The sequence below is a fragment of the Hungatella sp. genome (assembly GCF_046966825.1).
In genome coordinates this window covers 15,319-32,025 of record NZ_JBKVCZ010000078.1, presented here as the reverse complement: position 1 = coordinate 32,025, position 16,707 = coordinate 15,319, and the positions used below count along the sequence as shown (strand labels likewise).

The following is a 16,707-nucleotide window of genomic DNA, read 5'->3' as shown; positions in this document are numbered from 1 at the left end:
CGCCTGATGATCTGGCAAGGGCAGCCATGACGCTGATGGATTCCGGCAGGCAGGGCGACCTGATTGATCTTCTGGCCCAGTTTGGCGCAGACACCCTTACGCATCTGCAGCCGGAGCAGTACGGAGCGTTTGCGACTGCTCTTAGAGGATTGGGGGCGCCGATCTAATGGGACATGCTGAGAGAGATCATGCATTATTAAGCGCTTCCGGGGCGCATCGGTGGCTGTACTGCACCCCCAGCGCCCGGCTGGAAGAAGGGTTTCCGGATACCACATCGGAAGCAGCCGCAGAAGGCACGCTGGCCCACGAGTTAGCGGAGCTGAAAGTCAGGAACTATTTCCACGGCGTCGAGTTTGGGAAAAAGAAACTGACGGCGGCTATCAACAAGCTTAAGAAAAAGGAACTGTGGCAGGAAGAGATGATGGGGTATACAGACGAGTACCTCGATTACATAAAAGGTGTTGCGCTTGCAATGAAGAACCAGCCTTATGTAGCGACCGAAAAGCGGGTTGATTTCTCCGCTTATGTTCCTGATGGATTCGGGACTGCGGACTGTATCCTGATCTGTGGCAACGTGCTGCACATCATTGACTTTAAATACGGGAAGAACCCTAACGGTCGGGTGGAGGCGGAAGGGAATCCCCAGCTTGCCCTATATGCTTTGGGGGCCTATGAAATGTACAAGATTCTGTATCCGATCGAGATAATCCGGATGTCAATTGTACAGCCCCGGCTTTCGGACGGAATCTCTGAGTGGGAGTGCCCGCTGGAAGAACTGCTCTCGTGGGGGCAGTACGTGAAAGGCCGGGCAGAACTTGCGATTAAGGGCGAGGGTGATTATTTCCCGAGTCCGGAAACATGTAAGTACTGCCGGGCGCGGGGGCAGTGCAGGGCCAGAGCCGATGAGAATGTGAAACTTGCATTTTCGGAAGATCTCGGGAAACTTCCGCCACTTATCTCTAATGCAGAGGCAGGAGACTACCTGCGGAAGGGTGTCGATGTGGCAAAATGGCTAGAAGCCTTAAAGGACTATGCCCTTAAGGAGTGTCTGGCAGGAAAAGAAGTTCCTGGCTGGAAGGCCGTGTCAGGCCGTGGTGGCCGTGATTGGACAGATATGGACAAAGCGTTTGAAACTCTCGTCAAAAGTGGCGTAGCTGAGGAAGCAGTACTGTGGGAAAGAAAGCCGCTGTCACTCGCCCAGGTAGAGACAACGGTAGGGAAGAAGGATTTTGCCGACGCTGTAGGCGAGTACGTTGTATGGAAGCCAGGGAAGCCGGCACTGGTAGAAGCATCGGATAAGAGACCGGCAATTACAAATAAATTAACCGCCGCAGAGGCGTTCAAGGAGGAAAAAGTAAATGAATGATTTAACCAATGTAACAACCGGAGAAGTGAGATTATCTTATGTACACCTGTTTAAGCCGTATGCAGCGATGACAGGACAGGAGGAAAAATACAGTGTAACAGTTCTAGTACCGAAGACGGACGTAGACACCATGGGACGTATTAATGCGGCCCTCGATGCCGCAAAGCAAAAGGGGATCAGCGAGAAATGGAACGGTCAGTGTCCGCCGATCGTACCCGTGCCCGTCTATGACGGAGACGGGGTTCGTCCTTCTGATGGGATGGCCTTCGGCCCAGAGTGTAAGGGCCACTGGGTATTTACAGCCAGTGCCAAGGTGGATTACCGGCCGGAAGTCGTGGACAAGATGGGAAATCCAATCATAAACCAGTCCGAGGTATACAGCGGTATGTATGGCCGTGTGAATGTATCCTTCTACCCGTATTCTTTCGGCGGAAAGAAGGGAATCGGCTGTGGCCTGGGGCCGGTTATGAAGACAAGAGACGGAGAATCATTGGGGGGCAGTGCGCCGAGCGCAGCGCAGGCGTTTAATGTCCAGCAAGGACAGGCGACTGCCGGATATGCAGCGCCTCAGTACGGGGCAGCTATGCCAGCGACTCCGGGTGCTGCTGGTTATGCTCCGCAGACCACAGCACCGTGGAACGGAGCCGGACAGCCAGCAGCACAAGCCGCAGCGCCAAGATTACACCCGATTACCGGGCAGCCATATTGATATTAGGGGGGCCGGAAGGCCCCTCAATCTGACAGGGAGGGACGTATATGCATCATCTATCAATTGATATCGAGACAAGGAGCAGTATAGACATTGGGAAGGCTGGTGCCTATAAGTACGCACAGTCTCCGGACTTTGAAATCCTCCTGTTTGCATACCAGTGGAATAACGATCCCGTTAAGGTTATAGATCTCAAAAACGGGGAAGAGCTCCCTTGCTGGTTAATGCAGGCCCTGGCAGATCCCAATGTTATCAAGCACGCCTACAACGCCGCTTTTGAGTGGTACTGCCTTAACTGTGCCGGCTACGAGACTCCGATCGAACAGTGGCGCTGCACCATGGCCCACGGCCTGTACTGCGGCTATACTGCTGGACTGGACGCTACGGGCAAAGCAATCGGCCTCCCGCAGGATAAACAGAAGCTGACTACAGGCAAGGCCCTGATCCGGTATTTCTGTGTGCCTTGTAAGCCAACAAAAACCAACGGAAGCCGTACATGGAACCAACCGTGGCACGATACGGATAAGTGGGAGCTGTTTAAGGAGTACTGCCTACAGGACGTTGTGACAGAGAGGGAAATCTTAAAGCGGCTGGACTTGTTCCCGATGCCGGAAGAGGAAGAGCATCTGTGGCAGATGGACGTCTTGATGAATGCTTATGGCGTCCGGGTAGATACGGATCTGATCGAGGGGGCCTTATACATCGACCAGATCAGCACGCAGCGCCTGACTGATGAGGCAATAAGCCTGACTGGCTTGCAGAATCCAAACAGCGCGGCTCAGCTGCTTCAGTGGCTGCGGGATAACGGTACGGAAGCGGACAACCTGCAGAAGGCTACTGTCGCGGAGCTCCTGGGCGGAATCAATCCGAACAAGGTGAGGCGCATGTTAGAGATCCGCCAGCAGTTAGGGAAGACGTCTATCAAGAAATATGTGGCAATGGATACGGCCCGTGGCGAGGGCGACCGGGTGCGGGGACTTACTCAATACTACGGAGCCAACCGGACAGGAAGGTGGGCCGGGCGCCTGGTGCAGATGCAGAACCTGCCGAGGAATTATCTTAAGACCCTGGACTACGCCCGTAACCTTGTTAAGGCTAAAAACTACGATGGCGTGAGGATTCTTTACGGCAATGTGCCGGATACGCTTTCCCAGCTGATCCGGACAGCGTTCATCCCATCCGCGGGCCATAAATTCGTTGTGGCTGATTTCTCAGCTATTGAAGCCCGCGTCATCGCCTGGTTAGCTGGAGAGCAGTGGGTTAATGAAGTATTTGCCACGCACGGAAAGATTTACGAGGCTACAGCCTCTCAAATGTTTGGCGTGCCGGTGGAGCGTATCGCGAAGGGAAACCCGGAGTACAGCCTCAGACAGAAGGGGAAGGTCGCCACACTGGCCCTGGGATACCAGGGAGGCACATCGGCGCTGATTGCAATGGGCGCCCTGCAGATGGGCCTGACAGAAGAGGAATTGCCGGACATCGTACAGAGGTGGCGGCAGGCGAATCCTCGGATTAAGGGCCTGTGGTATGCGATTGAGAATGCAGCCCTTGCCGTCATGGAGACAGCGCAGCCGCAGGGGATTAACGGACTTATTTTTGCACTGGAAGGAGATATTATCTACGGTCAATCTTTTCTCACCGTCCGGCTGCCGAGTGGCCGCAAGCTGTTTTATCCAAAGCCGTTTTTGAAAGAAAACCGTTTTGAGAAGATGGCCGTCCATTACTACACGGTAGGCCAGCAGACACGGAAGTGGGAAGTTACAAGCACTTACGGCGGCAAGATGGTCGAAAACATCGTTCAGGCCATCGCCAGGGACTGTCTGGCGGTAACACTGGAGAGGATCGCATCTAAGGGTCTGCAGGTGGTGTTCCATGTCCATGACGAGGTTATCATCGACGCCCCCATGGAGACGACGGTGGAAGAGATCTGCGATCTGATGGCGGAGCCGATCCCATGGGCGCCGGGGCTGGTGCTGAAAGGCGCTGGATTTGAAAGTAGTTATTATATGAAGGACTAGGAGGGGAGAACTTGCAGAATAACAGGAAGCTGCAGATCAGCACGGCCGGGAGCCGGAAATCAACACACTGGCCGCGGTGTGAGATCATGTGGTCCGAATTTACCGAAAAATTGAAAACTCCCATCCGGGGGGCGGAGACCCTGGAACAGTATCTCGCGCTGCCAAAGGCCAGACAGGACGACCTAAAAGACGTGGGCGGCTTTGTGGGCGGAACGTTTACCGGAGACCGTCGGAAACCGGAATGTGCGGAAGGCCGGGATCTTTTAACGCTGGATCTGGATAATATTCCAGCGGGGCAGGCCGATGACATCCTGCGGCGCGTGAGCGGTCTTGGGTGTGCGGCGGCTGTCTACAGCACCCGGAAACATGCCGGATACGCTCCCAGGCTCCGTGTGATCGTTCCACTGGACCGGACGGCCACGGCGGACGAATACGAGCCCGCAGCGCGGAAACTGGCGTCACTGATTGGGATTGAGTTCTGTGATCCGACAACCTTCGAAGTCAACAGGCTGATGTACTGGCCGTCGTGCTGCATTGACAGCCAGTACTTATACGAGGTGTACGACAACCCGTTCTGCAGTGCTGATGGCTTGCTAGGTATGTATGGTGACTGGAGGGATATCAGCCAGTGGCCGCAGGTTCCCGGGACCGAAGCAATCGAACGCCGGCGGCTGGCGAAGCAGGAGGATCCCACAACAAAACGGGGCGTGATCGGTGCATTCTGCCGGACATACAGTATTACTCAGGCGATGGAAATGTTTATCCCCGGCATGTATGAGGAGACGGCCTCTCCTGGCCGGTATACATACACAGGAGGCGAGACAACGGGTGGTGCCATCATCTACGATGGGGACCTGTTCCTGTACTCCCACCACTCCCATGATCCGTGCTGTAATCAGCTTGTCAATGCCTACGATCTGGTCCGGCTCCATATGTACGGAGACCGGGACGTCGAGGCGAAGGAGGGTACACCAGTCAATAAGCTGCCGTCTTTCGTGGCTATGAGCAGGCTTGCTATGGACGATAAGGCCGTAGCTGACCTGATAGCCAAAGAGAAGCACGAGGCGGCTGTGGCGGCCTTTGCGGAGCCCACAGAGGGCGTCAGGAGTGAGGACTACAGCTGGTTGAGCGGCCTCGAAGTAGACGGAAACGGGAACTATAAGAAGACAGTCAATAACATGATTATCGTGCTGCAGAACGATCCCCTGTTGAAAGGCAGGATTGTAACGGACGAGTTTGCTAACCGGGGGCTTGTCCTGGGAGAACTACCGTGGAGCAAGGAAGTTGGAAGGCGCCAGTGGAGTGATCCGGATGATGCGGGATTCTTCTGGTATATGGAAAATTTCTACCACATTGCCCAGCAGGACAAGCTGGATCGGGCCCTTACCATCGTAGGCGAGCAGAATAAGATTAACGAGGTTAGGGATTACCTAAAGGGCCTCAAATGGGACGGCGTGAAGCGTGTGGATACCCTGCTGTCGGAGTACTTAGGGGCAGAGGATACCCCATATACAAGGGCCGTAATGCGGAAATCCCTGTGCGCTGCAGTAGCAAGAGCAGTAGAGGGCGGCGTTAAGTATGATTACATGCCAATCTTTACAGGGCCCCAGGGCCTCGGAAAGAGTTCGTTCCTTAATATATTGGGAAAGTCGTGGTTCTCCGACAGCCTGACATCGTTCGAGGGCAAGGAGGCCGCAGAACTGATACAGGGAACGTGGATCAACGAGGTCGGGGAACTGACGGCCATGACGAGGCAGGAGACCTCTGCGGTGAAGCAGTTTTTAAGCAAGCGGGAAGATATCTACAGAGCGGCATACGGCCGCAGGACGGAGCGGTACCCGAGGCGGTGCGTCTTCTTCGGTACTTCCAATGACAGCGAGTTTCTGAAAGACAATACGGGAAACCGCCGGTTCTGGCCTGTTGACGTTGGCGTACATCCGGCAAAGCGGTCAGTATGGAATGATTTACCGGCTGAGGTGGACCAGATCTGGGCGGAAGCCTATATGTACTGGGCGCTGGGAGAGCCGTTATATCTTTCAAAGGAGATTGAAGCCTTAGCAATCGAACAGCAGGAGCGTCACAGGGAAGCGTCTGGAAAAGAAGGAATGATCCTGGATTTTCTGGAGAAGATGATCCCTTCTAATTGGGACCAGATGGATCCTTTAAAGAGGAAAATGTACTGGCAGGGAACACTTCAACTGCCGGAGGGAGCGTTACTGGTTCCGAGGGAAAAAGTTTGTGCAGTGGAGATCTGGGTGGAGTGTTTTAACGGCGATCCCCGATATCTAAAACGAATGGACAGTACAGAAATCAATAACGTGCTACAGAATATCAGTGGCTGGAAGCGTAATAAAACTACACGGAGATATGGTCCGTACGGGCAGCAAAAAGGTTTTGAACGGGTGACTACTAACTAGGAAAAATAAAGGTAGTCACGACAACTTATAAGGTAGTCATACAAAGTAGTCAGTAGTCACTAAAGTTGTCATACAAAGTAGTCGCGAAAATCCGCATAAACACTAGCTATTCTTATTAATGACAACTATGACTACCAATTATATATAGAGTAGTAAAAATAGATAAATTAGATAGATACGTGTACTGCCTGTGGCGCCTATATCAGGTATCACATACACGCGTGAGGAGGAAGGTTGCGATGCTGGAAAAAGACATTGAGAAGATATTAGTGAATGAAGTTAAGAAGCTGGGAGGCCGCGCCTATAAGTGGGTAAGCCCAGGTAATGATGGAGTGCCCGACCGGATCGTAATTCTGCCAGGGCTGCGGCCGGTGTTCGTGGAATTGAAAACGGAGAAAGGCCGGCTTTCGGCGATTCAGAGAGTCCAGATTGAGCGGCTAAAGAAAATGAAACAAGACGTAAGTGTGTTGTATGGGGAGCCGCAGGTCAGAGATTTCCTGGAGGAGTGTAAGCACCGGTTAGGTTTACTGGCATACTTGGAAGATTGTCATTTTTACGATGACGAGGAGGAGTGATAGCAGATGACGAAGATAGATCTCGAACAGAAAATAAAAGACGCCGTTGACGCTAGAGGTGGCAGGATGCATGAGATCAGCGTGGGAAATACACCTGGTTTTCCGGGATACATGGTAATTCTTCCAGGTGGACACGTTGGATTCGTGGAAATTGGGAAACCAAACAGGAACCAACTTATCGCTTTGAGAAACCAAATTTCAGAGTTGCGGACGTTAGGCTGTGCTGCCATGGCGATAGACAACGAAAGCCAGATTAACAGTATGATGATGTATATCCTGTCAGATGCCGGAAAAGATCCATCGTGGAATGCTTACCAGGATTACAAAGCCGGTATGACCGGATATGGAATTGAGCATAAAGGAGATGATGCTCTATGATATTTAAGCCACATGCTTATCAGCAGCACTGTATTGAGCAGATATTAAGAGTCAAGAAGCTGGGCCTATTTTTAGATATGGGCCTCGGGAAAACAGTCACCACGCTGACGGCCGTTAAGGAGCTTAAGTACAACCGCTTTCAGGTTCGCAAGGTGCTAATCATCGCGCCTAAAAAGGTTGCAGAAGGAACCTGGACGAAGGAGGCTGCAAAGTGGGATCACACGAAAATGCTTCGCGTATCCCCGGTACTGGGAAGCCAGACGAAACGGATCCGGGCGCTGAATACGCCCGCAGATTTATATATCATTAACCGGGAAAACGTGGTGTGGCTAGTGGATTACTACCGGAACGCCTGGCCGTTTGACATGGTGGTAGTTGATGAATCCAGCAGCTTTAAGAGCCATTCTGCTAAGCGGTTCAAGGCACTGGCAAGCGTGGGCGGGTACATAGACCGCATGGTGGAGCTGACCGGAACGCCCTCCCCCAACGGGCTTGATGATGTATGGGCCCAGGTGTATCTGCTGGACGGAGGAGAGCGCCTGGGGAAGAGATATACCCAGTTCCGGGAGCGGTACTTCCAACCGGACAAGCGCGGGGCCGACGGCATGATATACAGCTACGAGGTCAAGCCTGGGAGTGAGGGCAGTATCCTGGAACGGATCTCGGATATCTGCATCAGCATGAAGGCAGAAGATTACTTACAGCTGCCGGATATCACATATCACGAGATCCCCGTGGAGCTGGACAGCAAAGCCAGTAAGGCATATTACGAGATGGAGCGTGAGATGGTCCTGGCCCTGCCGGAGGAAGAGATCAGTGTAACGAGTGCGGCAGCCTTAAGTAACAAACTTCTACAGCTGGCGAATGGGGCCGTGTACGATGAAGATCACAGTGTCCATGAGGTTCACAACTGCAAGATCGAGGCGTTTATGGAGCTGATCGAGTCTCTTCAGGGGAAGCCGGCCCTGGTGTTCTACAACTTTCAGCATGACCGGGCGCGGATTCTGAAAGCCCTGGAGAAGACAGGATTACGGGTAAGGGAGCTTAAGACGACGCAGGACGAGGACGACTGGAACGCCAGAAAGATTGATATCCTGCTTACCCATCCCGCCAGCAGTGCTTACGGCCTTAACCTTCAACAGGGAGGAAACCATGTGATCTGGTTTGGCCTGACATGGAACTATGAGTTATACACCCAGGCGAACAAGCGCCTTCACCGCCAGGGGCAGGAAGAGAAAGTTATAATCCATCATCTGATCTGCAGCGGCACACGCGACGAGGACGTTATGGAAGCCCTGAAACGAAAGGACGATGTGCAGAGCTGGGTAATGGAGAGTTTGAAAGCAAGGATAAGGAGGTACCGGAATTGATCATAGAGTTTAGTATCCCGAACGGGAATATGAAAGTATGTGCAGAGGAGTTTTTCGCAGAGGCGGGCATGGCACAGATTCGCAGAATGTTTAAGATGCTGCGGGAATCTGGCTTAGATGACAACCGCCGGAAGGAGATCCTCGTATGGCTGAGAGATCAATCTACCGAGATGTATCAGCGCATGGAGGAGTGGTCAAAAAGGTATATGGATTGTTCTACAAGGTGTAGGGAATTGGAGGAGCAGTATGAACAGATGAAAAGCCCCTGTTACGCTGTGTACACGCAGGACAAGGAGGCACTTAAGGCCGCCCGGGATAAGGTGACATCGGCCAAGAGGAGAGTCTCAGCCAGCAAGCGGGAATACCAGACCGCAGAGAAGATGAGAAACCGATACCAGAAGATCATAGACATTCTGGTGGAGGTCACGACGTAAGGAGGTAAGAACTATGAGGGAGGTTAAGAAATCAGATTTAACATTTGACGAGGCCAATGCCATGCTGGACGAATATAACCGGAGTCTTAGAAACAACTTTGTCGGCATCGGGTACACCCTGAAAAGAGTCAGGGAAGATAAGCTGTTCCTGGAAGCCGGCTATAAAAACTTTGATGAGTTCATGAATGCGAAATACGGCAAGGACAAGTCATGGGCGTCAAAGTGTATCAGCATCGCCGTCCAGTTCGGCCAGGGAGAAGAAACCCCGGTTATCCAGGATAAATATGCAGATTATGAATTCAACAAGCTGGTGGAGCTTGTGACCATGACGGAAGAGCAGCGCAGCCAGGTGACACCGAAAACGTCAGTCAGGGAACTGCGGGAAATGAAACCGGGTCGAAAGAAAAAAGTTGCGACGGTCGAAACTCCGAAGCCAGAGCCGGAGAAGCTGTCAGCCTACGGAACAGTCATAAAAGTATATCCGGAAGATAGCCTAATTGCGGTAGCAGGGTGCAATGGGCCTGAAGGAGACCATAAGGGTAGTCATGATTGCTTTTCCTGCCATTTGCAATGCAGAATCCGCCAGCAATACTGCTACTGTGTGGAGGCGCCAATGGGGAACCCGTTTCCGTGTGCGCAGATAGATATTATCGACACACTGGAAGAAGAAATAGGAGAGCGATGCCAATTTGTTGACCTAGATCAGGCTTATCACCGCGCCGGAGATCATGAGCCGGTCCCGTGTTGCAAGGAGTGCAAGGAACCGTGTCAGTATGCCTGTGAGCGGTCGATCAAGAAACGGGAAGCAGAGGAGCAGACATGCAATACGGATTCGTCGTCTTGCCCGCACCGCGATGGCTACAGCTGCACACTTACACCTGACCAGAAAAATACGCCGGGAGATGGCAATCAGTGTGAGCGGTCGTGCTGTTGGGAATGCAAGTATCACGGCATGTGTGAGACGGAGTGTGATTCTTCTGCCGGCCGTGATGGAAAGAGGCCAGAGTTCAACGCGGCATGGTTTGTGCGGCAATGGGCGGAAAAGAAGCCAAGCGATCTCAAAAAGGTAATGCAGATATGCAGGGAACAGGAGAATAATTCGGATCGGGCGAAAGCGGTCCAGAAATACATAGCTCCGTATAGCTGCAGCGGATCGCATTACGGGACTTACTGCCATGATTTCCACAGTTTTGCAGGAGGTATAGATTTTGAGATCGGACGAGTTAAGCTGCACCTCAAGTACGGCAGATTCGTGACGGAATTACTGGCACTGTACGATCCGTCATCGCCTGAGTACGATGAGAAGCCAGAACTTGAACCAGTACAGGCTGATCCTGATCCAGTAATTGATGCGGATTTTGAAGAGATAACGGAACCAGCGGAAGAACCGAAGGAATCCATGACAGACCTGCAAATGGTCCGCCAGATGCTGGAAAAAGAAGAAAAACTTCTGACTACCTGCCTCTTAACCGTTCCGGATCAGGACAATATTCATATCCGACGTATGAAACTTAAGGTTGCAGCACTGGCCGCGTATGCAACGAATCTGGACAATATTGAGAATTCGGCACCCAAGCCAGAACAACTACCACTTCCAATGTTGAAAAATAACGACCAACGTAAGTCCTGGATCGAAGACTATAAGGCATGGGGAATGTGGTACAGAGACGAAAATATAGACGTCAACTACTACAAATACGATTTTTCTGACGGCAGCCACCTGATCGCGGCAGAGTACCCGCAGAGGGAATTTTATTGGTCGAATGAAATACGTGATGAAGTATACTATCATCTGGTGGAAAAAGGGAAGCAGAAATACAACGGACTCGGGGCATACGATGAGAAGTATCAGAACAGCACGACCAGTGTAGGTGAGATCGTGGAGTATCTGAAAGAGATTCAGAAGAAGGGGAGGACACGGAATTGAAATCATTATTGCATTATCCAGGGAGTAAGAAAAGGCTCGCTCCCTGGATTATCGGATACATGCCGCCGCACCACAGTTACCTGGAGCCGTACTTTGGTGGCGGAGCGGTTCTGTTTGAGAAAGACCCTTCAAAGATCGAAACGGTGAATGACCTGGACGACGATGTGGTTAATTTCTTCCGGGTGATTCGCGATCCGGAAAGCAGAGAACGCTTGCAGGAGTGGCTTACATATACGCCGTATGCGCGGCAGGTATATGATGAGTCATTTCGCCAGGAACCAGAATCACCGGTTGAGAAAGCCGGATACTTTGCAATCCGTTCGATGCAATCCCACGGCTTCCGACTGACTGAGAAATGCGGCTGGAAGAAAGACGTATATGGCCGCGAGGCTGCCTATGCGGTGCGGTATTGGAACGAGCTGCCTGAAGTATTGGCTGTCATGGCGGAACGCCTGAAGAGGGTCCAGATCGAACATAAGCCGGCCATTGAACTTATTAAGGCGTTCAATTATGAGAATGTCCTGATATATGCAGATCCGCCCTATGTCCTTTCTACCAGAACGCGGAAACAGTACAGGCATGAAATGTCAGATCAGGATCACAGAGAGTTGCTTGAGACACTGTGCGGGAGTAAGGCCAAGATAATGTTGTCAGGATATGATTGCGAATTATACGAGGATTATCTTACCGGATGGCATAAGGCTCAGATACCGGCTAGGGCGCAGAATTCATTGCCAAGGACAGAGACGTTGTGGATGAATTTTGGTCAGGAAAATTAATATTTAAACGATGAAAGGAAGGAGCCGTTCCCCTGCAGGGAAAGCATATGCGGAACCTTTTGAGATGGAAATAAGACCAATTACATTTAGAGCGGCGAAAGAATTTAACGCTTTGCACCATAGGCACAATCCAGATATACAGGGATGCCGATTTTGTCTATCATGTTGGAAGGATAATCAGCTTGTGGGGGTAGCGATTTGCGGTAGGCCAGTGGGTCGTTATCTTGATGATGGTATGACATGCGAGATTAACCGATGTTGTACTGATGGGACATATAATGCTTGCAGTATGCTGTATGGGGCTTGTTGTAGAGTTGCTAAGGCTATGGGATATAGAAGGGTGATTACATATACTCTACAATCAGAGCCAGGTACCAGTTTAAGAGCGAGCAATTTTATATGTGACGGCAAAGCTGGTGGCATTTACTGGACAGGAGAAAGAAAGCGAGGTCAGAAGATACCAGCAGAGCTTAAAAATAGGTGGCACAGAGATTTAGTTGCCTAAACTGATATTTTCCGAAGGAGGAGATCCGATGATAAAACAGATGGACGAGATGGTATCCGGCCTGGCGGACACGCGGCGCAGAGCTGTCCGGATTGCAAAGTACTGGGGCAAGGTCATAGCCAAGATCGTGATCGCAGTCACGCTGCCGGTCTGGCTGATCCCGTATCTGGTATGGAGGCGGCGCCATGGATAGAAAAGAAGAACATGCAATGGCCCTTCAGGCGGCGCGGGCCAGGGCTGCTAAGCAGGAATACATACTGAAAGGACCTAGGCCAGTGACACACAGCGCAACGATGCCGGCATACTGTTATACGGCAGCGTGTCCGGATCCGAGGTTACGGAAGCCGATCAGGAAGCGGACGGGAGGTGAAGCCGTTGGATAAGGGAATACTGGAACAATATATTGACGCCTGTGAGCTGATTAAGGAGACAGAAGCAGACATGCGGCGGGTGAAAAAGCAGCGTAAGACCATTATCCAGGATTCTGTGAAAGGATCCATGCATGATTTTCCGTATGCGGCCCAGAACTTCAAAATTCAGGGTATGACCTATTCGGCCGTAAGGGATCCGGGAGCCCTGGCCGCATATGAGCGGCTGCTGGAGGAACGTAAGGCCAAGGCGGAGGAAATCAAAGTGCAGGTAGAAGCCTGGCTGAATACAATACCACAAAGAATGCAGCGGATAATAAGATTCAGATTTTTTGAGGGATTATCATGGGGAGAAACGGCTTCGAGGATAGGGAGGAAAGCCACTGCAGATGGGGTTCGGATGGAGTTTACGAATTTTATGAAAGTATCATAAAGTAATTTCGTTTATTTCACATTTTTCGTTTCAGAAATGTTATAGTATAAACTGGAATCACTGAAATGTGCTTCTACCTCCCCCAATAAACGGACATTGTATAAAAGCGCCGGAACTTGGCGGTCTACTTCAGAGTTATGTTACCGCCTTACCAAAAAGGCGACGGATATGAGGCCGAAACTCTCACGCAATCGGTACAACGGCGCGTATGGATTGCATAACCTCCCCCAAAACGGAACGTACCCCAGTGTCCTTCGGGTCTGGGGGCTTATGTGGAACATACCATCAATGGTAGATGGACAGGGTCGCGCCCTGGGTCCCGGTTCGATCCCGGGTGTTCCGCTTCGTTTATCATAAGATTTTCTCCTTTGGAAGAGTCCTTGCAGAGATGCGGGGACTTTTCTTTTGCAAAAAAAATTTATACAGAGTATTAAAAGAGACATTTTTTGCAATACTTTTGGTGTATATTTATTTTCAAAATATATAGAAAAGGTTGACAAAGGGTGTTATAATGAAGATGCAAAACAATGGAAACGAAGTAGAAAAGGAGAATTTAACACAGAAGAAACAAGGAGATGATGCTATGAATAGCAGTGTATTAAGTTATACTAAGCTTGATTTGCACTCCCTTGGAAAGAAAAACGTCAAAATAGTGTCTTCTGAAGAAGCGCTAAAAGATGTAATCCCAATGAAATGGGAAGAAGATACAATACAGGGGAGAACGAAGGTAACAGTAACCAAAAGAAACAGTTAAGGAGTATTAACGTCAAATGTGTAAAGTTGGAGATATCATAGTTGTTAGGAACTATTTAAGCCAGGGACAGACCATTAAAAGACATTCCTTTGTAGTGCTTAGTACAGAGCATGGAGAAATTCAGGGAATGGACTTTGATTTGGTTTGCAATGTTATGTCTTCTTTTCGTTCAGAAGAACAAAGAAAAAGGAAGATGGGATATCCGGGAAATTTTGAGTATCCGGCCGATGCCGAGAATATTAGAAATGGACATGGAAGATCAGGATACATAAAAGCTGAACAACTTTATTACTTTAACAGAGAGAAAACGGATTTTTATGTCCTCGGTAATGTAGAGCCAGAGCTGTTTAATGTTTTAATTGAGTTTATCAACCAACTTAAGGACATTGAGGTTATTACGGATAATTTATGAATTTAGAAAAGGGTCACTCACCAGTGGCTCTTTTTCTATACCCAAAAACGAAACGAATGAGAGGTGGTGGTGATGGCAAGGCCGAGAAGCCCGAACAGGGACAAAGCCTGTGAATTATGGCTGAAAAGTGGAAAGAAACGTCCACTGAAAGATATAGCGGCGGAGCTGAAAGTATCAGAGGAACAGATCCGCAAATGGAAGAATCAGGATAAGTGGGCTAAAGTAACGTTACCTAATGCGAAAAGTAACGTTACCAATCGTAAAGGCGGGCAGCCGGGGAATAAGAATGCTGTCGGCCACGGCGGCACCGGACCGCCGGGAAACAAGAACGCAGTCACTACGGGAGAGTTTGAAACTCTCTTTTTTGATACACTGGAAGACGACGAGAGGCTGCTGATCGGCATGATCCAGCCAGATAAAGAGAAACTACTTCTTCAAGAGATCCAGCTCCTGACAGTCCGGGAGCGCCGGATGCTGAAACGAATTGAAGATTTGCGGGATTGCGATTTCACGACAGTTAAAAAGAAAAAGGGAACAGAAAAAGATAAATGGACAGATTTAAAAGAGGATCAGGCAGTCCTGGGGCAGATCCAGTCCATTGAAGATGCATTGACCCGTGTCCAGGGCCGAAAGCAACGAGCAATTGAGTCCCTGCATAAATTTGGTTTTGATGATGCACGCCTGGAAATTGAACTTATGAAGGTGGAACTAGCAACTCTGAAAATTGGAGGCCAGGAAGCAGAGCAGGAAGATGATGGGTTCCTGGCAGCACTGAATGCAGAAGCCGAAAGTCTGTGGGAGGCAGGAGTCGATGACAATTAAAGAGCATATTGCCAGTATGAAGGAGAAACTGGCTCGGCTGAAAGAAAAGCGGGGAATTCTCACAAAAGTACAGACTTTCAAGTTCCAGCCATTTTCACAGAGACAGAAACAGATTCTTACCTGGTGGCTGCCTGACAGCCCGGTGAAGGATTATGACGGTATTATCGCCGATGGCGCTATCCGATCAGGTAAAACCATCTGTATGTCTCTGTCATTTGTCTTCTGGGCGATGAGCGCATATAATGGTCAGAACTTTGCCATGTGTGGCAAGACTATTGGCTCGTTCCGGCGTAACGTCCTCTTCTGGTTGAAATTAATGCTTCGGAGCCGCGGGTACCGGGTATCAGATCATCGGGCTGACAATCTGGTGGAAATCAGCCGCGGCCAGATAACGAACTACTTTTATATCTTTGGTGGTAAGGATGAGCGCAGTCAGGACCTGATTCAGGGTATCACACTGGCCGGCCTCTTCTGTGATGAGGTGGCTCTGATGCCGGAGTCCTTTGTCAATCAGGCAACCGGCCGGTGCTCGGTTACTGGTTCGAAGTACTGGTTTAACTGCAATCCGGACGGCCCATATCACTGGTTCAAGGTCAACTGGATTGATAAGGCCATCGGTTATCTTGGTAAGGAAAAAGTGGCAAAAATCCGGGAAGACGCAGCTAAGACAGGGGCTGATCCGGCGCTCAAGAAACTGCTGTATGTCCATTTTACGATGGATGACAATCTGAGTTTATCGGAGGAGATTAAGGCCAGATACCGCAGTATGTATACCGGGGTATTCTTCAAGCGGTATATCATGGGCCTGTGGGCAATGGCCGAGGGTATTATCTATGATATGTTCGACCCTGCCCGAAATGCAACGGACACAGAAGCGCTGGCGGTGTCCTATAAGGCAAAGACAGGACATGATTTTTGGACAGATGAGCGGTACGTCAGCTGCGATTACGGAACTCAGAACCCTACGGCCTTCTTGCTGTGGAATAAGGCTGCTGATAAGAAATGGTACTGCCGGCGGGAATATTACTACTCAGGCCGCGACAAGGGGAGGCAGAAGACGGATAAGGAGTTCTCCGATGACCTGACAGCCTGGCTTGACGGTATTGCAATTAAGGCGGTTATTCTGGATCCGGCAGCGGCCAGCTTTAAGGCTCAGCTGGAGAAGGACGGTTATAAAGTGAAAAAAGCAAAAAATGATGTTTTGGACGGAATCCGGTTTGTGGCCACGTTGCTGCTTCAGGGTTCTATTTTTATTGACTCTTCCTGTGATAACCTGATTAAAGAGTTTGCCTCCTATATCTGGGACGCGAAAGCAGGGGAGCGTGGTGAGGATAAGCCGGTAAAGGAACATGACCATGCATTAGATGCCTTGCGGTATTTCTGTATGACTATAATCAGGAATCGGTCGGGAATGAAGATTATGAAATAGAGGTGAGAAGT

18 protein-coding genes are annotated in these 16,707 nt (G+C 50.4%); all 18 read left to right on the top strand.

The features are described from left to right. Positions 1–166: 166 nt before the first annotated feature. On the top strand, positions 167–1,366 hold the full coding sequence (locus tag ACLTD4_RS21290) for a DUF2800 domain-containing protein (RefSeq protein WP_006775558.1): 1,200 nt from the start codon (positions 167–169) through the stop codon (positions 1,364–1,366). Further along, positions 1,359–2,075: a DUF2815 family protein gene (locus ACLTD4_RS21285; protein ID WP_006775557.1), complete on the top strand. Its 717-nt coding sequence runs from the start codon at positions 1,359–1,361 to the stop codon at positions 2,073–2,075. The genes ACLTD4_RS21290 and ACLTD4_RS21285 overlap by 8 nt, the downstream gene beginning before the upstream one ends. Before the next feature lie 47 nt (positions 2,076–2,122). Continuing rightward, positions 2,123–4,093: a DNA polymerase gene (locus ACLTD4_RS21280; protein WP_006775556.1), complete on the top strand. Its 1,971-nt coding sequence runs from the start codon at positions 2,123–2,125 to the stop codon at positions 4,091–4,093. An 11-nt stretch (positions 4,094–4,104) separates the two neighbouring features. After that, positions 4,105–6,510 carry a virulence-associated E family protein gene (locus ACLTD4_RS21275; protein WP_039892461.1) on the top strand — a complete coding sequence of 802 codons (2,406 nt, stop codon included), beginning with the start codon at positions 4,105–4,107 and terminating at the stop codon, positions 6,508–6,510. Between the two features lie 239 nt (positions 6,511–6,749). Continuing rightward, positions 6,750–7,085, top strand: coding sequence for a VRR-NUC domain-containing protein (locus ACLTD4_RS21270; RefSeq protein ID WP_006775554.1), 336 nt, complete (start codon positions 6,750–6,752; stop codon positions 7,083–7,085). A gap of 6 nt (positions 7,086–7,091) precedes the next feature. Further along, positions 7,092–7,463 carry a hypothetical protein gene (locus tag ACLTD4_RS21265; RefSeq protein ID WP_006775553.1) on the top strand — a complete coding sequence of 124 codons (372 nt, stop codon included), beginning with the start codon at positions 7,092–7,094 and terminating at the stop codon, positions 7,461–7,463. Next, a complete protein-coding gene (locus tag ACLTD4_RS21260) occupies positions 7,460–8,833 on the top strand; it encodes an SNF2-related protein (RefSeq protein ID WP_006775552.1) in 1,374 nt (457 codons plus the stop codon). The genes ACLTD4_RS21265 and ACLTD4_RS21260 overlap by 4 nt, the downstream gene beginning before the upstream one ends. Continuing rightward, on the top strand, positions 8,830–9,267 hold the full coding sequence (locus tag ACLTD4_RS21255) for a hypothetical protein (protein ID WP_006775551.1): 438 nt from the start codon (positions 8,830–8,832) through the stop codon (positions 9,265–9,267). The genes ACLTD4_RS21260 and ACLTD4_RS21255 overlap by 4 nt, the downstream gene beginning before the upstream one ends. Before the next feature lie 13 nt (positions 9,268–9,280). Next, positions 9,281–11,194, top strand: coding sequence for a hypothetical protein (locus ACLTD4_RS21250; RefSeq protein WP_006775550.1), 1,914 nt, complete (start codon positions 9,281–9,283; stop codon positions 11,192–11,194). Next, entirely contained in the window at positions 11,191–11,973 is a 783-nt protein-coding gene (locus ACLTD4_RS21245; protein ID WP_039892460.1) for a DNA adenine methylase, read from the top strand. The genes ACLTD4_RS21250 and ACLTD4_RS21245 overlap by 4 nt, the downstream gene beginning before the upstream one ends. Before the next feature lie 10 nt (positions 11,974–11,983). After that, positions 11,984–12,478 carry an XF1762 family protein gene (locus tag ACLTD4_RS21240; RefSeq protein ID WP_412331544.1) on the top strand — a complete coding sequence of 165 codons (495 nt, stop codon included), beginning with the start codon at positions 11,984–11,986 and terminating at the stop codon, positions 12,476–12,478. 28 nt (positions 12,479–12,506) lie between these two features. Further along, positions 12,507–12,671: a hypothetical protein gene (locus ACLTD4_RS21235; RefSeq protein WP_006777657.1), complete on the top strand. Its 165-nt coding sequence runs from the start codon at positions 12,507–12,509 to the stop codon at positions 12,669–12,671. Then, complete coding sequence (locus tag ACLTD4_RS21230; RefSeq protein ID WP_006777658.1) at positions 12,664–12,861, top strand: hypothetical protein; 198 nt, start codon at positions 12,664–12,666, stop codon at positions 12,859–12,861. Before ACLTD4_RS21235 ends, ACLTD4_RS21230 begins: the two co-directional genes overlap by 8 nt. Beyond that, positions 12,854–13,279 carry an RNA polymerase subunit sigma-70 gene (locus ACLTD4_RS21225; RefSeq protein WP_259952906.1) on the top strand — a complete coding sequence of 142 codons (426 nt, stop codon included), beginning with the start codon at positions 12,854–12,856 and terminating at the stop codon, positions 13,277–13,279. Before ACLTD4_RS21230 ends, ACLTD4_RS21225 begins: the two co-directional genes overlap by 8 nt. Positions 13,280–13,790: 511 nt before the next feature. Beyond that, the gene (locus ACLTD4_RS21220) at positions 13,791–14,033 is read left to right on the top strand and encodes a hypothetical protein (RefSeq protein WP_006774088.1); all 243 of its coding nucleotides are present in this window, start codon (positions 13,791–13,793) and stop codon (positions 14,031–14,033) included. Between the two features lie 16 nt (positions 14,034–14,049). Continuing rightward, entirely contained in the window at positions 14,050–14,445 is a 396-nt protein-coding gene (locus ACLTD4_RS21215) for a hypothetical protein (protein WP_006774089.1), read from the top strand. Positions 14,446–14,517: 72 nt separating this feature from the next. Further along, positions 14,518–15,267, top strand: a complete 750-nt coding sequence (gene terS, locus ACLTD4_RS21210) for a phage terminase small subunit (protein ID WP_006774090.1) — start codon at positions 14,518–14,520, stop codon at positions 15,265–15,267. Then, positions 15,257–16,696, top strand: a complete 1,440-nt coding sequence (locus tag ACLTD4_RS21205) for a PBSX family phage terminase large subunit (RefSeq protein ID WP_243282423.1) — start codon at positions 15,257–15,259, stop codon at positions 16,694–16,696. Before terS ends, ACLTD4_RS21205 begins: the two co-directional genes overlap by 11 nt. The last annotated feature ends 11 nt before the right edge of the window (positions 16,697–16,707 follow it).